Raw genomic sequence first — 14365 nt, 5'->3', positions numbered from 1 at the left:
TCCTCTGTCTTTAGCGGACATTTGCTGAAAGAAGTTAAAATGTATTATCAAATAGATTTTCTGCAATGCCTTGTAAAATATCTTTCTCTGTAAACTCCATTAATTCTTCTCTTGTAATAGTTTTCTGTTGAATTAAGCGGTTTGACTGAATCGTCACGAGCTTTTCAAATAGGTTTCGGATATAGCGACCGTTCGAAAAGTTTGGAATAGATTCGACTGGAATTTGATGCAATTGCTCCTTCATATGATGTGCAAATACGTCACCATACTCGTAATCATTATTTTTACATAGCATGGCAAAAATATCATAAAGCTCATCCGTGCTAAAATTATCAAACTGCACAAAATGATTGAAGCGTGATTTAAAACCTGGATTGGCAAGTAAAAATTCCTCCATGAGCTCCGTATAACCAGCAACGATCACAACTAAATCATCGCGTAAATCCTCCATCGACTTTAATAGACTATCAATCGCTTCTTTACCAAAAGCGTCCTGTTTATCATTAATTAATGAATAGGCTTCATCTATAAAAAGCACGCCGCCCTTTGCTTTATTCACAACTTCCTGGACCTTCAAAGCCGTCTGACCAACATATCCTGCTACTAGGCCTGCACGATCTGTTTCCACAAAATGCCCGCTTGAAAGTACACCAAGATGCTTATATATTTGGCCTATAATACGTGCCACTGTTGTTTTTCCTGTACCTGGATTTCCAGAGAACACTAGATGATAGGTGATTGGGAAGCTTGTTAAATCATGGTCGACACGCAAGCTTTGAATTTTAATGAAGTTAATTAGATTATGTAATTCCTTTTTGGCATTTGGAAGTCCTACAAGTCCATCCAGCTGCTTCTGTAATTTTGCAATTTCTCGCTCTATTTCTGGTGTTATTCGTAAACGTTCACCGTTAATAAATTCACCACTATAAATAATTTTTCCCTCTTCATTAAAATAATCTCCTCGACCGTGCTTTTCTCCATTTACAAGATCTCCGATATAGGAAGCCTGTCCATTAGTATAGTAAAGAGTACCATGTCCCGTCATAGCATCCTCTTTAAATTGCCCCTCCGATACTAGCACACCTTGACTAGAATAGTTCTTACCTTTTCCATGCTTCATATCTTCAAAGAAATAGCCTTCATATTGAAGCGTTGTTACACCATTTGCAAGTTCCTCAGCACTTGGCGATTCTGGTGCGAAGTAAAGCTTTCCAGCACCTTGCATATGGTTCCAGATAAAATCACCTTCATATTGTAAAAAACCACTTGGATAGTATTGTTTTCCCTTGCCTTTCTTCATGCCATGGACAAAATCACCTTCATATTGCGGCTGATTTAAATGCGGATACTGTGTACGAAGCTCTTTAAATGGAGCAATAGCATCTTCCTCATAATACAAAATCCCGTAACCTTCCATTAAATCATTACGAAAATGTCCCTCGTAATATATCTGACCATCCTTATATAAAATACCATTACCTTGTTTTTTATTTTGAATAAATTCGCCCTGATAAATCATTTGACCTTTTAAATACATAATGCCATTACCTTGCTTCATATGATTGACGAATTCTCCCTCGAATAACAGCTCCCCTTCTTGGTCAAATAGCGTACCCTTCCCATCATATATGTCATGACCAAAGTCATTTTTCTTCACACCCCCACGATACATTAATGTACCATCTGGATACAATATATCTTTTTCTTCATGATTATATGTCATTTGATTGCCACCCTTTATCCATTTCAGTATATGTTCAATTATAGCGTGGAAAAGAACACTTATGTGCGAATTTTCGGAATTCACAGGGGGTGATCTTTTTAAGAAATTACATTCTTATAAGGAAAAATCCGCTTCGATTAAAATCTACGCGGATTTTTACCTTTATTTTTTGTTTTTATATGTAGCGATAATTTTGTTGCATCGATTGAATCGTCTCAATCATCTCTTCTCTAAGCTCAATTGGCTCTAACACTTCAATGTTTGCCCCTTGGCTCAGCAACCACATTTTAATACCATGTCCAAAAACTTCCGCTTCAAATAAATATTGCCCATCATTTTTAGATAATATTTTTGCTGTTGGCAAGCGATCTAACACAGCTTGTGGGGATGGTCCTTTAAAGATAAATTTCATACGCATTAGCTCGCCAGCATGCATAAACTGAATACGTTTGCGAAATTCTCCTTCTTGAAAACGTTCGGCATATGGTATTTGGAATTTTTTATCAAGCTCACAAAAATGTTGAATTCGGTCGACTCTATAAACAATGGGCAAATCCTTTTCGTGCTTATTATCATAAGCAATTAAATAAAAGTAGTATTCCGAGAAAATGACGGCGAGTGGTTTTAAAATCTTTTCTGTAGGAATTGTTTCACCTTCACGCAAATAATCAATTTTAATGATTTTCTTTTTTTGAACCGCCTCTGATAGAACCCAGATTAAAGGCAATAGAGACTTTTTATGATTTAAATCTACGTACAAATGCTTTTCGTTTAAAATAATATTGTGAATAAACTCCTGCTTATCAGCCGCAACAATCGAAATAAGCTTATCTATAATATCGCTCATTTCTGATTTTAGCAGTGCTCTTGATTCGATGAGAATTTTAACAATCGCTAAAACTTGCTCCTTTGATAAAATACTTTCTCCTTTATTTGTCAGCCTGTACACTTTTTCCGTCCGCACATATTCTAAATGGCAATCCAATTTAGCTTTTTCCAGGTACGCTCGAATTTCATTCAAATCCCGTTGTATGGTTTTTTCACCAACATTATGTGTAAATGCTTCTTGTTTTTTGTTAATTCCTTGACCATCCATTAGTCTGTCAAACATCGAAATGACACGATAGCCTTTGTGTTGTTGTGAATCTACCATATATCCCACTCTCTCTTCAAAGTTACTTTTCTATTATACAAAAAGAGTTGGACACTATTAGTCCTTTTAACTACAGAATTTCTATTTTATTGGTATAATTGGCATGACATACTATACTTTTGTTATAATTCACTTTATTTTTACAGTTAATTCCGTATAAGCAGATAAAAAGGACCTCAATCTGGGTGATTGAAGTCCTTCATTATTATGTCAATGAAATACAAATGGATGTTGCTCTTCGGCAAAGTGAGAGGTTGATTCCCGTTCCGACTGAGTACTTTGTTGTTGCTGCCGCTTTGCTTTCGCACAGATAAAACATTTGTTGCTGCCGCTTCGCTTTCGCACAGATAAAACATTTGTTGCTGCCGCTTCGCTTTCGCACAGATAAAACATTTGTTGCTGCCGCTTCGCTTTCGCACAGATAAAACATTTGTTGCTGCCGCTTCGCTTTCGCACAGATAAGATATTAGTCTCTGACGCTTCGCTTTTGCGCAAAGCAAGGTTTCCTGGGGGCGTCCGATACCGCTGATCCCCGATGAGTCGCTCAGTCTACACTCCAATCAACCACGTCACATAAAATTTTTTGAGATAAAACGAAACTTCAGCAAAATGAGTATTTATGCGAAAATGTGTAGCCTAGACGGAGTTTTTAGCGGATTATTCCTTTACTCTTACTGCAGTTCCATATGCTAATACTTCTGATGTGCCGTCCATGACCGATGATGTTGAAAATCTTACCGCAACAATCCCATTTGCCCCTAGTCTTCTTGCTTCTTCTTCCATAGCTTGTGTAGCAATTTCTCGAGAGCGAGTGAGCATTTCTGCATACTCCTTCATCTCTCCTCCGACAATATTGCGAAGTCCAGCCATCATATCGCGGCCAATATTTCTCGATTGTACCGAATTACCTTTTACTAAACCTATAGTTTCTACAATTTCTTTTCCTGCTATAATATCTGTGGTTGATAGTAACATACAATAGCCCTCCTATTTTTTATATTTTTCAACGGCTTTAACAGCTTCAGCAATGGAAGTCGTAATTACTCCCGTGCGCTTAATTAAGCCAATCACAAATAAATTGCGATAAACAAACTGATTTTCAACTCCGTCGCGTACAAGTGCTTCTATTTTCATCATATTGTCCCGGCCTTGTTGACGAACATCTGTAAAGACGCCTACGATTGGTCGATTCAACATCGCAAATGCACCAATCTCTGCTGCTACACCTGAATCAATCTCAACCCCATCTAAAACGGCCACTAATATATCGCTATTTTGCAGCATCTCTAAATCCGCTTGCGCAATCGCCAAACTATCAGCATATGCCGCTTTATCATTTATCGCATCATTCTCCTGTGGTACGTATAATTCAATACCTAGTACTGCCTCTCTAATTGCCGCAGCGAGTTGCTCGTTGACTAAACGATCTCCTAAAGAAAATAATCCATTTGCTAAGTATGCCTTCATAATAAAACTCCTATTCCAATGTTTTTTCAAACACTATTTTATGTCGATTTTTCTTATCCACAATAGTGGAAATAATATCAAATCCATGTTTAAGATTTGTGATGAGCATTGCTTTTCGCTCATTTCTACCATATGTACGAACTTTTTTAAATCCAAGTGCCTGTAGATGTTCATGCTGTCGCCCCATTAATTGACTGGCAATCCCTTGACCCTGTTTCTTTTCATGGACACCACCTAACCAACTGTAAAAAACGCCATCAGGATGTGTATAGCCTAGTTTAAAGCCTAGGATATCTTTATTTTCTACTGCTAATAAACAAAGAAGTCCTTCTTTGCTTTCAAGTTTTTCTAGTGGTAGATTTGCCCCATCAAATACATGTGCATGAATTTCCTGTAATTGCTTCAACCAATCATATGGTACGCCTTCAATTATGACGATATGCATTTTTATCACCCTATCTCTACAGTCATTCATTATAGCAGAAAAGCTCGAACTATAAGGTTGAACATTGCAGTATTATTTTTCTGAAAAAAATAACGTCCTTTATACAGTGCTAAGTATTTATCCTATCGAACAGGCGAACTAATCCGCTCGGAGTTTTTGGATTAAATAAAGAATATTACGATATAGTTTGAGATAACAGGACAGTTTCTCAAGCTAACGGTTAAGTCAGGTGGTAACCTTTCCAAGACATTAACAACGGGAACGGCCACGTGACGCCCATTCTCCTCTATTGTCGCCGAAATACGGGGAGGTAGGAATCATCCCTGTAGACGAAATAAATATGCTATTGCGTAGCTCCCTAACATAAAAATGCTGGTATCCAATACTCATGTCATTTATCAAGTCTTCTAGTAGTTCAAGCATCTCTCCCCAATAAACGGGAAAGAAATCCTTACGGTATAGTATTTTCTCTAAATGCTCTTCGGTAATATCACCGTTTTTAATGCTCTTTTCATCGGTTTCTTCATTTGAACACTTCGCCCCTTTACAGAAAGGTTCATCTTTCATGTGAATAGCCATCTATACCTCTCCAGGTTACCATTGACATAAAATCGGTACCCCGTTCACGCTCCTTACGGTAATCAGAGTAAACCGATATATCCCCAGCCTTCACGTTTCGTCCCAAAATAATAAAAAACCTCCCACTTTTATACGAACCCAAACTCATATCATTTGGATATTTTGTTCGTTTTAGCGGGAGATTATATTCTATTATCCGATTGTTTCCACAATGTTTCCTTGCCGATCTTTAATATATGTTTTTTCAATTAAGAGTGAAAGTTCCGGTATAGAAGATAATTCAAATTCTTTTTCTTGTGGCATCAAGTTTTGAGTGAGTTCCATAACTGCCTTTTCATTTAAAGTTATGGTAACATCCGCTTCCTCCACGCTATAGCCACATTTTTCTCCTGGCTCAAAAACAACTCGGATTTCTCGACCAACTAAGGTTAGTCTTTTCCCTTTTAAAATCCGTCCGCGTAATAGTTTACCGATTATTCCTGCTTGCTTTGCCCCCAGCGTTAACTTATTAAGCTGTTTGCTGAACAACCCTGTTTGCCCCTGCTCCCAAGCTAGTTGGTCCACAAATAAATAGCCGGTGTTTGAGCCTTCTTCCGCCATTCCTTTTTCTACCGCTTCAGCAATGGATGAAATCTGTAAAAGAGATGCACGAGATAAGTCAGTAACATAGCTCGGGATATATTCTAGACCTGCCTTTAGTACACCAATCGTATTCCAAGTTTGCATTGCCTCAAGCTCATCGTCTGTAATCCCTACCATTTGAATAAACTCCACTTGTCCATTTGGTGTATCAATAGCAGGTAACTCGGGATCTAACGTATATGCAAGCGCCGTTAAAAGCGTATCAGCACCTTCGCAGATTGGACCATTAGCATCCAAATAATCGCCTGCTCTGAAAACATTGCCACTGTCAAAAACATATCTTCCCATGTTTTGCAGTAAATTTAGCGCCCACGCTGGTGGCTCCTCCTCATCTTCATTTCGAGCAAGACGAAATGTTAACTCAAACCCATATCCGCTATATTTCGCATCTTCAGATTCTTTTTCATATAACTCGGAAAATCCATAAGTTACAAAATGCCAGTGTGGAACTGGTGTCTCACTCTTATAGGCGCTGATTCCTTCAAGTGGATCTTCTCCCCCTAATAAATATGGAATAACCGTTCCATAATGCTTCGGCTCCTGTTCTCCGTAAACTTTTAATAATTCCTGATCAATCGCATCCCAACCATATGCATTTACTTCTTCGCTCATCATCAACGCCCCTTATCCATTTCTATATTACCTATAATTATACTATAAAGTATATAACACACTCTAAAGGGAATAATACCTAGTTTAATCCCTCTAATCTTACTAGATTTTTTTATTAATCGGTGGTGGATATTGAGTAAAAGTTACTAAGTCCTATGGCAATCTATAGAGACCTGGCTAAATATGAAGCCTCAACGGATATCTAAATTCGCCGAGGCGTTATTATAGCTTGGATAAAAAATAATTTGAATGCTTCAAGATTTCGCCTTAACCGTATAACATAGCTGGTGAACGCACACTTTGTAAGTAATGTGCAAGCTTCCCAGCATATACTTTTTCTAAATAAGGTAATTGTGCGATACAATGGGGTGTCATTAATGCTGGGTTTTGATAAACTTTCAGCCCACCAACCTTTAAAAGAGTCGCTACAAATTGTGAGCAAAAATAAGCACGCTCTCTTCGTACCTCCTTTTGCATCATAACGCCAAAGAGCCCGATAAAATTATATTTATAGCGATCACGATTCCAATACATATAACGCACGATTTTCATCATCTCTAAGTATTGATACTGAGATATTTTACAACGATAAATTACACAATCAGCTGTTTCAAATAGCCCTCTTACTGCATCTTCTTGCAAAAAACCCCCACTTAAAGGATTATTTAATTGTCTACGTCCAAAGCTATACATTTCAAAAAGTTCCTCATCAAAAGCAATGGACGCATGATTCATCTCTTTTCCAGTATACATGCCTATAGCTTTTGATAATAATGTACCTGTTTTTGTTAATACTATGTAAATGGTATATGCCATGTCCTCACCCACTTCAATATTCTTCCACACTACCAATACGTTTTAAATATTCAAACAGTTTCATAAATTTCCTTTTTTTATAAGTATAGCTAAAGAAGTTGACTTTTTTCTTAGAAAAAAATGAAAATTTTCTTAATTTTGATCAATAAAATTTTTACTGAGAATTTAAGTATAGGTATGTACAAGAAACTTTAAATATGATTGTCAATATGCGTGGTGTAAAGTTTGAGGCTTTATAGGTGCTTAAAAATTTGAATGTAGCATAGAGTCACGGACAAAATCCTGGTTAAGTAAGTATCCTTTTAACTAATAGAGGGCGTGTAACATTTTTTTGAGTCAAAAACGATACAATAAAGAATTGAAACAAACTGTAGTGGAGCTTATCACTATGGTATGTTGGTCAGTCAACTGTCTAGCGAATATAATGTTTCCGAAGTAAAACTATTTATAAATGAGATTTAGTTACATTCACCAATCGAAGGTGCAGAGAATTAACCGCAGCGGAAGTTTCTTCGATCAAAAAAAATCTTCGATTAAAGCAGGAGATTGAAATTTTAAAAAAGCTATGACCATATTCGTGAAAAAATAACAGAACAAAAACTAATTGACCATATTGAAAACGAAAGCAAACATTATCCTATTCAATTAATGTGTCGCGTTTTAACGTTCGTATTACCAGTCTTTCTACAAGAAACCTAACATGTAAGAAGTTTGAAAACAAAAAAATTATGGCGCGTATTTGTGCCTTCCACAAGGAATCGATTATTTAACACCAGATGAATGCGAAAGAATATAACGGCTACAGCGTAAAACTTAAGGTGTACAAGTTATCTTCCCCTTCATATTTTTGGCGTAACCCCTGAGTTTTTCATTCTACATCCCTGTCAAAGGGTTCTTTTCACTTTGACAGGGATGTGGAACACTCCATAGTGGTTGCCACAAAACCAAAACTTAACTTTTGTGTGTCTAAAATCATGACTTAGATCAAATTTCCATTAAACCCCAATCACTAGACGCAATTGGGGTTTAATTTTCATACTAGCAATTTTTCAACTGGCTTTTTTATTGCCGGATTTTCATATTTTAATTCTTTATCATTGCCTGGGTGTTGGAACAATTATTTTGGTATATACTTATCGCTTCTTTTAAAAATATTTGCTCCTTTTCTGTAAAAGGATTTGGAAATTTGAATGATTCTGTGAATGGTAGCTTTTTCTCAACCAAATCTAAATTTCCTTTCAATGTTTCATTCATAAGTTGCAGAAGTGTTTTAACAGTTTCTTGAGCTTCTTTTGAAGAAGGTATAGCTTCTGTAAATGTTAAATATTTAATTTCTGATAGAACTTTAGTCCATTTTTTATCTAGATCAATTTCTTCGGATTTATTTATATTAAATAATTCATCAGTTATATCTGAAAAGTGTTCTTTAAACCATGTTTCAGTATTTTCAGCAAACATTAATTTTTGAAGCATAGCACAAAATATCTCGATATTAATGATTTCCTCATCTTTCACTGTTTCAATAAGGTGGTTTATATCAGATAATATATTTATAATTTCAAGTTTTTTTGCTTCAAATAACTGTTTTTGTGCGTTTAAAGATTTTAAGATAATTTCACCTTTAACAGTGTTTTTTTGCAGGATGTCTTTAATTTCCTTTAGCGACAAGCCTAGAAACTGTAATGACTTAATGTTTTGTAAAGTAGATAGGTCCTCTGTAGTATATAATCTATGTCCACCCTCTGTATAATCACTTGGTTTCAATAGGTCTATGCTGTCATAATATCGAAGTGTTCTAATACTAACACCAGACGTTTGCACAAGTTGACCTATCGTAAAAATACCTTTCTCCGACAAATTATTCTCTCCTTAATGATTGACTTTAAAGTATCGTATAACGGGATAAGAAAACTTTTTTCCATTTAAAGTATAAATTGCTGCAATTAAAATTAATATTGTTTCAAGAATAATAAGTGCAAAAGAAAGGTTGGAAACTGCGCTCCATTTTTTAGACATAAAAGTTAATAACAAAAAAACTGGGAAGAAAGTAAAATGAAGGTTCATCCCTTCTTTTGCATGGTCAGCAAAATATTTATTCTTATTCCTTGATACTAAGTATACCAATATAGGTAAAATAAAGGTTAATAATAGTGAGAACAGATGCATTGAACTTGCTAATCCTCTGTTTAATATACTCTATTTTTTTCACTGTGCTTTTCCTCCAATAGCATATTTTTAATTGTTACCTTTTAAAGTGAGTAACTAAATTCATCATAAAAGGTAACGCTACTGGAGATTCAAGGACAAATGATAATTTTATCATTAAACACTTACATATAAGAATTCACGTTTGGATTTTTGTGATTTTGGTATCTACGTTTTGGTGATTAACTCCAAATAAGGTAGCGAAGTAAAAGGATAATGAGTGAAATTTCATTTGAAATTGTTTGTTGCAGATTTAAATAAAAACAAGTGATTTCTTTAAAGTTTTCCTATGTTTAAATACTTTATCAAATATAGCTGTTGTTATTTTTAGTTTGCTCTATTGTATGATATAATCGCTTTACTGACTAACCTAAGCAAGTCAAATTGAGCTGTAGCGATACCGTACGCTACAGCTTTTTTGTATTCTCTTCCTCAAGGATGATTGCTTTCCAAATACTCCTCGGCTAGTTGTGGATTTTTATATATGGCCATACCAGTTTTCAATTTTTTAAAGCCGATCTTTTCGTAAAAAGGTTCATTTCCTGTTGTTGCAATTAGCTGAATACAAGAAACATCCTCTAAAAGAATTTTAGCTATCCCGCTTCTTTGATAATTTTTATGTACTACAACATCATAAATCGTAGCATTAAATACTCCATCTGAAAGAGCTCTCGCAAATCCTATAATTTTATAATCTTTTACTGCGAAAACTTGATGTGTACTTGCATTGAAAACTTTTTTATTATACGTTCGTCATGTTTCATCCACCCTACTGATTGATAAACTTCTTTTAACATTGTTAGCTCGTTTTCCTCTACCTCATATTTAAGTAAAACCATTTTTACTCCCCCTATTTTTTCTTTTAGTGTTGATTAACTATATTTAACCATCAAATTAAGGATGATTACATACCATTTATAAACCAAGTCTCTTGACGAACATTCGTTCTGGTATTAAAATGATAGAAAAGGAGGCAATTTTATGCAAAAAACGAACACCATTGAATTAGCACATTTCTCAGAAGAGTATGTGGCTATTTTGAATGCCTTTGAGCTTCCGGAAGAACAAAGGCAATTTACTGCCCTTCCAAAAGAGATTTCTATAGAGAGGCTTGGTCAATATCCGATTGTTATTCTGAGTGACCATGTACCTGTAGGTTTTTTTGTCCTGTACGCAACAGAAAGAGTAAAAGAATACTCTAATAATCCAAATGCTATGCTGCTTACTGCATTATCTATTGACCATAAACAACAAGGAAACGGGTACGCCAAAAAAGGGATGTTAGCATTGTCTGAATTTATGAAGAGGGAATTTAAAGAATATAATGAAGTTGTTTTAGTCGTTAATCATAAAAATATTCCGGCTCAAAATTTGTATTTAAAAGCTGGCTTTGTCGATAACGGGGAAAGAAGAATGGGACGTATTGGCGAGCAAATTGTTATGAACCTAACCATTTAATAATTGTAGATATGATTTCTCAAAAATCACTCGTTATGACATGAGTGATTTTTTTCTGTCCGCCCCTTTACTGATGGCGCCCACACATATGATTGTCAGTACGGATAGCTGTTTTGACAATCGGCTATTTAAAGAAAAAATGCCAACGACATGTGTAAGAATTATACTCTTTTGTGTGGGATTCCACTTCAAATTTTCAAGTTCCTTCCCATAGTTTACATAATATTTTTATTCAGAAATAAAGTGTTCCTCTATTTTGTAAGTTCTCATAGTAGCTCTCTTGCTTCCACACCATAAGAAGTTTAAACTGCTTTAGAACATGCTGTCCCCACCGTCATCAACAGCTATACCTTTATTACAACCTCATAATAAAAGCAGATGGCCATGTAGAGGTCCATTACAGAACTCTAAACCATCTGCTTTTATAAGCACTTTTTTATCATTAAAAAGAATGGAGATATGTTTGTTCCTCTTCCTAAGTCTCCAATTCTACACTTCTCCTTTTTTACGAGCTGCCATTTCATCTTTCATTTCTTCTTTTAATCCTTCAATTGACTTTTGACGTCGCTTATTTTTTTCTTTAATCATTTCACTTTGCATAGGGTCTGCAAACTCCAAACTAATTTCCGCTTCATGAAGTTTTTCTTCAGTGTTTTTAACGATATCACGGATTCGTTCAACGTTATTGGATCTATCATCTGGTTTTGAGTGTCTTGAATTAGCCATGGTAACCTCCTAAAATTTTGACATAAATCTAGGTTGGCTAATTTAGAATGTTCCTATGTGTACTAATTTTTACTAAGAAGAATGCTACCTTTTTTATTTCCACTTATAGTAAGCATTTTGGAATAACAAGGGTCTTATTTTTTTGTTTTTATCGGAAATATTAGTTGTAACTTTCTTAAATATCTTCTCAAATCTTTTTAAAAAAGGTTTAGAAAAAGAGAAACAGTTTTTATATGAAATCAATGAATAGTAGACAACAAAGCAAACGAGTGGCTTTTAATACAAAAAACAGGACTAGTACCTGTCATTTGTTATTGCTTATATGATTAATCAACAGCTTTTCCACCTGTGATTTAAGAGCTTGATTTGCATAACGAAGTACTACATCATTACCTGCAGTGGCAACTTGCACGTCACTAAAGTATTCATCTACTGGTTGCCAACCTACGACTCGTATACGTTTTTGTGCAAGTTCTCGTTTGAGGTTAAAATATTCTTGTCTTAGATCCTTTAGTAATGAATCCATCATTGGAAGAAATACCGTTTTCATTTTAAACTGCTCTAATTTACAATAGTCAACCTGCAATGATTTAACTGCTAGCTCTAATAAAAGATACTTATGAAGTAACTGTCTTTCGTCAGCTTTAATCATAATAATCAGCATCCAGTTGGGCTGATTGAATACTTTGGATTGGAATACTTTTCGTTTTAAGTAGTGTTTCAAGTATGAGTTCATTAGTATTCATCGATTTAATTATTCCAGTCCACTGTGTGATTTTGTAGTCTTTCCACTCTTCTAATTTTATGTGCAATTGCTGGTTAAAAGCTCGATCGATTGTATTCTGTAGTTCTTCCAGTTCCCACTCAGTCAATTCTCTTGGCTGTTCTGTGCGCTCTTGTTTGTACTCTCTAAGAAGCTCCAAATGCTCCGGCAACATCATCGATGCCCATTTAATATTACCTCTATCTTGTATCATAAATAAATCACTCCTATGCCAAATGACCACCAACTAAGCGATCTCGATTAATAGCTGTACCAGCTTTTGTGAAAGAAACTGCTCTTAATATTGAGGTAGCTCCAAACCTGTTGCGTATTGCATCCATTGTAGGACCGATTATTTGACGCTGTGGCTTACGATCATCAAATAAATCCAATTGAATGCTATGCTCTCTCTCTAAGTTGGATATTCGGACAGATAACTGCCGAGCTGGTTCACCTGCAAAATGTTCATCCAGTAATTCAATACAAGTTTTATACATCACAAGTGTTTCGCTTGTTGGTACTGCAATCGTTTTAGATCGATGAAATCCTTTGGTCGTGGCATTATGACTGTAGGAAAGACCTAAGCTGATTGTACGGCCAACAAACCCTACATCACGTGTGCGTTTCATTACGTCTTCGCACATTTCTAGGAGCACTACAGAGATTTCTTTTCGTGTGTGATAATCCCTCATCAGCATTTGGCCCTTCCCAAAACTGAAAGCACCGTTTGTTATTAACGGCTCCCCTAATTTGGATAGATCTATTCCCCATGCATGGTAATAGAGTTGATTGCCCATTACACCAAAGCGCTTTTCTAATTCTTTTAGATCTGTATTAGCCAAACCACCAACTGTTTGTATTCCCATAGCATTTAGATTTGCTTCCATCTGTTTACCGATTCCCCACATTTCAGAAAGGGGTCGAACTGGCCATAATTTCTTTGGAATATCTTCATACGTCCATTTAGCAAAGCCTGTTTTCTTTGCTTCAAGGTCTAAAGCTAATTTAGCTATTAACATATTGGGTCCCATACCTACTGCACTAGGTATATTAAATTGGTCAAGAATAGCCCTTTGTATTTCCTTAGCCGTTTCTTCAGGTGAACCCCAAAGCTTTTCAGTGCCGGTTAAATCAACAAAACTTTCATCCACACTATACACATGTATAGCATCAACTGGTACGTAATTAGAGATCAATTTTGTAATCGTCATCGACATTTGAATAAAAAAACTCATTTTAGGCTCAAACAATCTAATGTCAGGGTGTTTAGGTATTTCATAACGACGACTACCAGTTTTGATATTAAATTTTTCTTTCATTAAGGGGGAGGCAGCAAGCACTACGCTACCTGGTTGGTCAAAATTTGCTACTACTGCAACTGGATTTTTTAAAACATCTAGCCCATGTAACATCGCTACGATACTGGCGTAAAAGCATTTCATATCGATACACATAATAGGTCTATTAGGCATACTTTCATAATTCATACAACTTCACGCCCTTACTAACAAAAGGAATAACGACTAGAACATTACTGATCAAAAAAGTACGTTTTGCACATCTTGTAAAATAAAATGCTTGAAATAAATCGCCAACAATTTTAATGATTTTTACATACCTTTTTGCTAAGGAATCATCTTTCACTACATACATCATGTTCACTAAATGATTGCGCTGCATAGCTTTAATCAGTCGCTCTCTCATCTTAGCTTTCCCCCACTATCTCTCAAATTTTATAAATAACAGCTGATATTTTTTATTGGCACATTGATTTTC

17 protein-coding genes and 1 pseudogene are annotated in these 14365 nt (G+C 35.5%); 1 reads left to right on the top strand and 17 read right to left on the bottom strand.

Annotation, left to right across the window (positions count from 1 at the left end; all coding sequences use genetic code 11):
- Positions 1-34: 34 nt before the first annotated feature.
- The 12 genes and pseudogenes from ACIPKN_RS08355 to ACIPKN_RS08300 all read right to left on the bottom strand — a co-directional run bounded on the left by ACIPKN_RS08355 (position 35) and on the right by ACIPKN_RS08300 (position 10481).
- Entirely contained in the window at positions 35-1723 is a 1689-nt protein-coding gene (locus ACIPKN_RS08355; RefSeq protein WP_400934927.1) for an AAA family ATPase, read from the bottom strand.
- 175 nt (positions 1724-1898) lie between these two features.
- A complete protein-coding gene (locus tag ACIPKN_RS08350; protein ID WP_142509505.1) occupies positions 1899-2876 on the bottom strand; it encodes a helix-turn-helix transcriptional regulator in 978 nt (325 codons plus the stop codon).
- 210 nt (positions 2877-3086) lie between these two features.
- Positions 3087-3371, bottom strand: a complete 285-nt coding sequence (locus tag ACIPKN_RS08345) for a hypothetical protein (protein ID WP_400934925.1) — start codon at positions 3369-3371, stop codon at positions 3087-3089.
- Between the two features lie 162 nt (positions 3372-3533).
- Positions 3534-3851, bottom strand: a complete 318-nt coding sequence (locus tag ACIPKN_RS08340) for a YbjQ family protein (protein ID WP_400934923.1) — start codon at positions 3849-3851, stop codon at positions 3534-3536.
- Between the two features lie 12 nt (positions 3852-3863).
- Entirely contained in the window at positions 3864-4343 is a 480-nt protein-coding gene (locus ACIPKN_RS08335; RefSeq protein ID WP_400934922.1) for a nucleoside 2-deoxyribosyltransferase, read from the bottom strand.
- A gap of 10 nt (positions 4344-4353) precedes the next feature.
- Positions 4354-4788, bottom strand: a complete 435-nt coding sequence (locus ACIPKN_RS08330) for a GNAT family N-acetyltransferase (RefSeq protein ID WP_400934920.1) — start codon at positions 4786-4788, stop codon at positions 4354-4356.
- A gap of 249 nt (positions 4789-5037) precedes the next feature.
- The gene (locus ACIPKN_RS08325; protein ID WP_400934918.1) at positions 5038-5367 is read right to left on the bottom strand and encodes a hypothetical protein; all 330 of its coding nucleotides are present in this window, start codon (positions 5365-5367) and stop codon (positions 5038-5040) included.
- Between the two features lie 192 nt (positions 5368-5559).
- Entirely contained in the window at positions 5560-6621 is a 1062-nt protein-coding gene (locus tag ACIPKN_RS08320; RefSeq protein WP_400934916.1) for a suppressor of fused domain protein, read from the bottom strand.
- Positions 6622-6888: 267 nt separating this feature from the next.
- Positions 6889-7437, bottom strand: a complete 549-nt coding sequence (locus tag ACIPKN_RS08315) for a hypothetical protein (protein WP_400934914.1) — start codon at positions 7435-7437, stop codon at positions 6889-6891.
- Between the two features lie 1083 nt (positions 7438-8520).
- Positions 8521-9294: a MerR family transcriptional regulator gene (locus ACIPKN_RS08310; RefSeq protein WP_400934913.1), complete on the bottom strand. Its 774-nt coding sequence runs from the start codon at positions 9292-9294 to the stop codon at positions 8521-8523.
- Positions 9295-9306: 12 nt separating this feature from the next.
- Positions 9307-9630, bottom strand: coding sequence for a magnetosome magnetite crystal formation protein family (locus tag ACIPKN_RS08305; RefSeq protein ID WP_483869517.1), 324 nt, complete (start codon positions 9628-9630; stop codon positions 9307-9309).
- A 444-nt stretch (positions 9631-10074) separates the two neighbouring features.
- Positions 10075-10481, bottom strand: a pseudogene (locus ACIPKN_RS08300) (GNAT family N-acetyltransferase).
- A gap of 142 nt (positions 10482-10623) precedes the next feature.
- Between ACIPKN_RS08300 and ACIPKN_RS08295 the strand changes: the two are divergent.
- Complete coding sequence (locus ACIPKN_RS08295; protein ID WP_400934911.1) at positions 10624-11100, top strand: GNAT family N-acetyltransferase; 477 nt, start codon at positions 10624-10626, stop codon at positions 11098-11100.
- 489 nt (positions 11101-11589) lie between these two features.
- Here the strand turns inward: ACIPKN_RS08295 and tlp are convergent, their stop codons facing one another.
- The 5 genes from tlp to ACIPKN_RS08270 all read right to left on the bottom strand — a co-directional run bounded on the left by tlp (position 11590) and on the right by ACIPKN_RS08270 (position 14293).
- Positions 11590-11826 carry a small acid-soluble spore protein Tlp gene (gene tlp / locus ACIPKN_RS08290; protein WP_053595505.1) on the bottom strand — a complete coding sequence of 79 codons (237 nt, stop codon included), beginning with the start codon at positions 11824-11826 and terminating at the stop codon, positions 11590-11592.
- Positions 11827-12130: 304 nt separating this feature from the next.
- Complete coding sequence (locus ACIPKN_RS08285; RefSeq protein ID WP_400934910.1) at positions 12131-12478, bottom strand: YhjD family protein; 348 nt, start codon at positions 12476-12478, stop codon at positions 12131-12133.
- Complete coding sequence (locus ACIPKN_RS08280; protein WP_142509496.1) at positions 12471-12803, bottom strand: YolD-like family protein; 333 nt, start codon at positions 12801-12803, stop codon at positions 12471-12473. The genes ACIPKN_RS08285 and ACIPKN_RS08280 overlap by 8 nt, the downstream gene beginning before the upstream one ends.
- A gap of 13 nt (positions 12804-12816) precedes the next feature.
- A complete protein-coding gene (locus ACIPKN_RS08275) occupies positions 12817-14076 on the bottom strand; it encodes a Y-family DNA polymerase (RefSeq protein WP_400934908.1) in 1260 nt (419 codons plus the stop codon).
- Positions 14066-14293: a transcriptional regulator gene (locus tag ACIPKN_RS08270; protein ID WP_400934906.1), complete on the bottom strand. Its 228-nt coding sequence runs from the start codon at positions 14291-14293 to the stop codon at positions 14066-14068. The genes ACIPKN_RS08275 and ACIPKN_RS08270 overlap by 11 nt, the downstream gene beginning before the upstream one ends.
- Positions 14294-14365 lie beyond the last annotated feature (72 nt).

The sequence above is a fragment of the Lysinibacillus sp. NPDC086135 genome (assembly GCF_044746345.1).
Taxonomy (GTDB): Bacteria; Bacillota; Bacilli; order Bacillales_A; family Planococcaceae; genus Lysinibacillus.
The sequence above is the reverse complement of the archived record's forward strand: the minus strand, read 5'-3'. Positions and strand labels throughout refer to the sequence as shown.

Coding starts and splice junctions, on each gene's coding strand:
- ACIPKN_RS08355 (WP_400934927.1), bottom strand. CDS start 1,723: ATGACATATAATCATGAAGAAAAAGATATATTGTATCCAGATGGTACA.
- ACIPKN_RS08350 (WP_142509505.1), bottom strand. CDS start 2,876: ATGGTAGATTCACAACAACACAAAGGCTATCGTGTCATTTCGATGTTT.
- ACIPKN_RS08340 (WP_400934923.1), bottom strand. CDS start 3,851: ATGTTACTATCAACCACAGATATTATAGCAGGAAAAGAAATTGTAGAA.
- ACIPKN_RS08335 (WP_400934922.1), bottom strand. CDS start 4,343: ATGAAGGCATACTTAGCAAATGGATTATTTTCTTTAGGAGATCGTTTA.
- ACIPKN_RS08330 (WP_400934920.1), bottom strand. CDS start 4,788: ATGCATATCGTCATAATTGAAGGCGTACCATATGATTGGTTGAAGCAA.
- ACIPKN_RS08325 (WP_400934918.1), bottom strand. CDS start 5,367: ATGGCTATTCACATGAAAGATGAACCTTTCTGTAAAGGGGCGAAGTGT.
- ACIPKN_RS08320 (WP_400934916.1), bottom strand. CDS start 6,621: ATGAGCGAAGAAGTAAATGCATATGGTTGGGATGCGATTGATCAGGAA.
- ACIPKN_RS08315 (WP_400934914.1), bottom strand. CDS start 7,437: ATGGCATATACCATTTACATAGTATTAACAAAAACAGGTACATTATTA.
- ACIPKN_RS08295 (WP_400934911.1), top strand. CDS start 10,624: ATGCAAAAAACGAACACCATTGAATTAGCACATTTCTCAGAAGAGTAT.
- tlp (WP_053595505.1), bottom strand. CDS start 11,826: ATGGCTAATTCAAGACACTCAAAACCAGATGATAGATCCAATAACGTT.
- ACIPKN_RS08285 (WP_400934910.1), bottom strand. CDS start 12,478: ATGATTAAAGCTGACGAAAGACAGTTACTTCATAAGTATCTTTTATTA.
- ACIPKN_RS08280 (WP_142509496.1), bottom strand. CDS start 12,803: ATGATACAAGATAGAGGTAATATTAAATGGGCATCGATGATGTTGCCG.
- ACIPKN_RS08275 (WP_400934908.1), bottom strand. CDS start 14,076: ATGAATTATGAAAGTATGCCTAATAGACCTATTATGTGTATCGATATG.
- ACIPKN_RS08270 (WP_400934906.1), bottom strand. CDS start 14,293: ATGAGAGAGCGACTGATTAAAGCTATGCAGCGCAATCATTTAGTGAAC.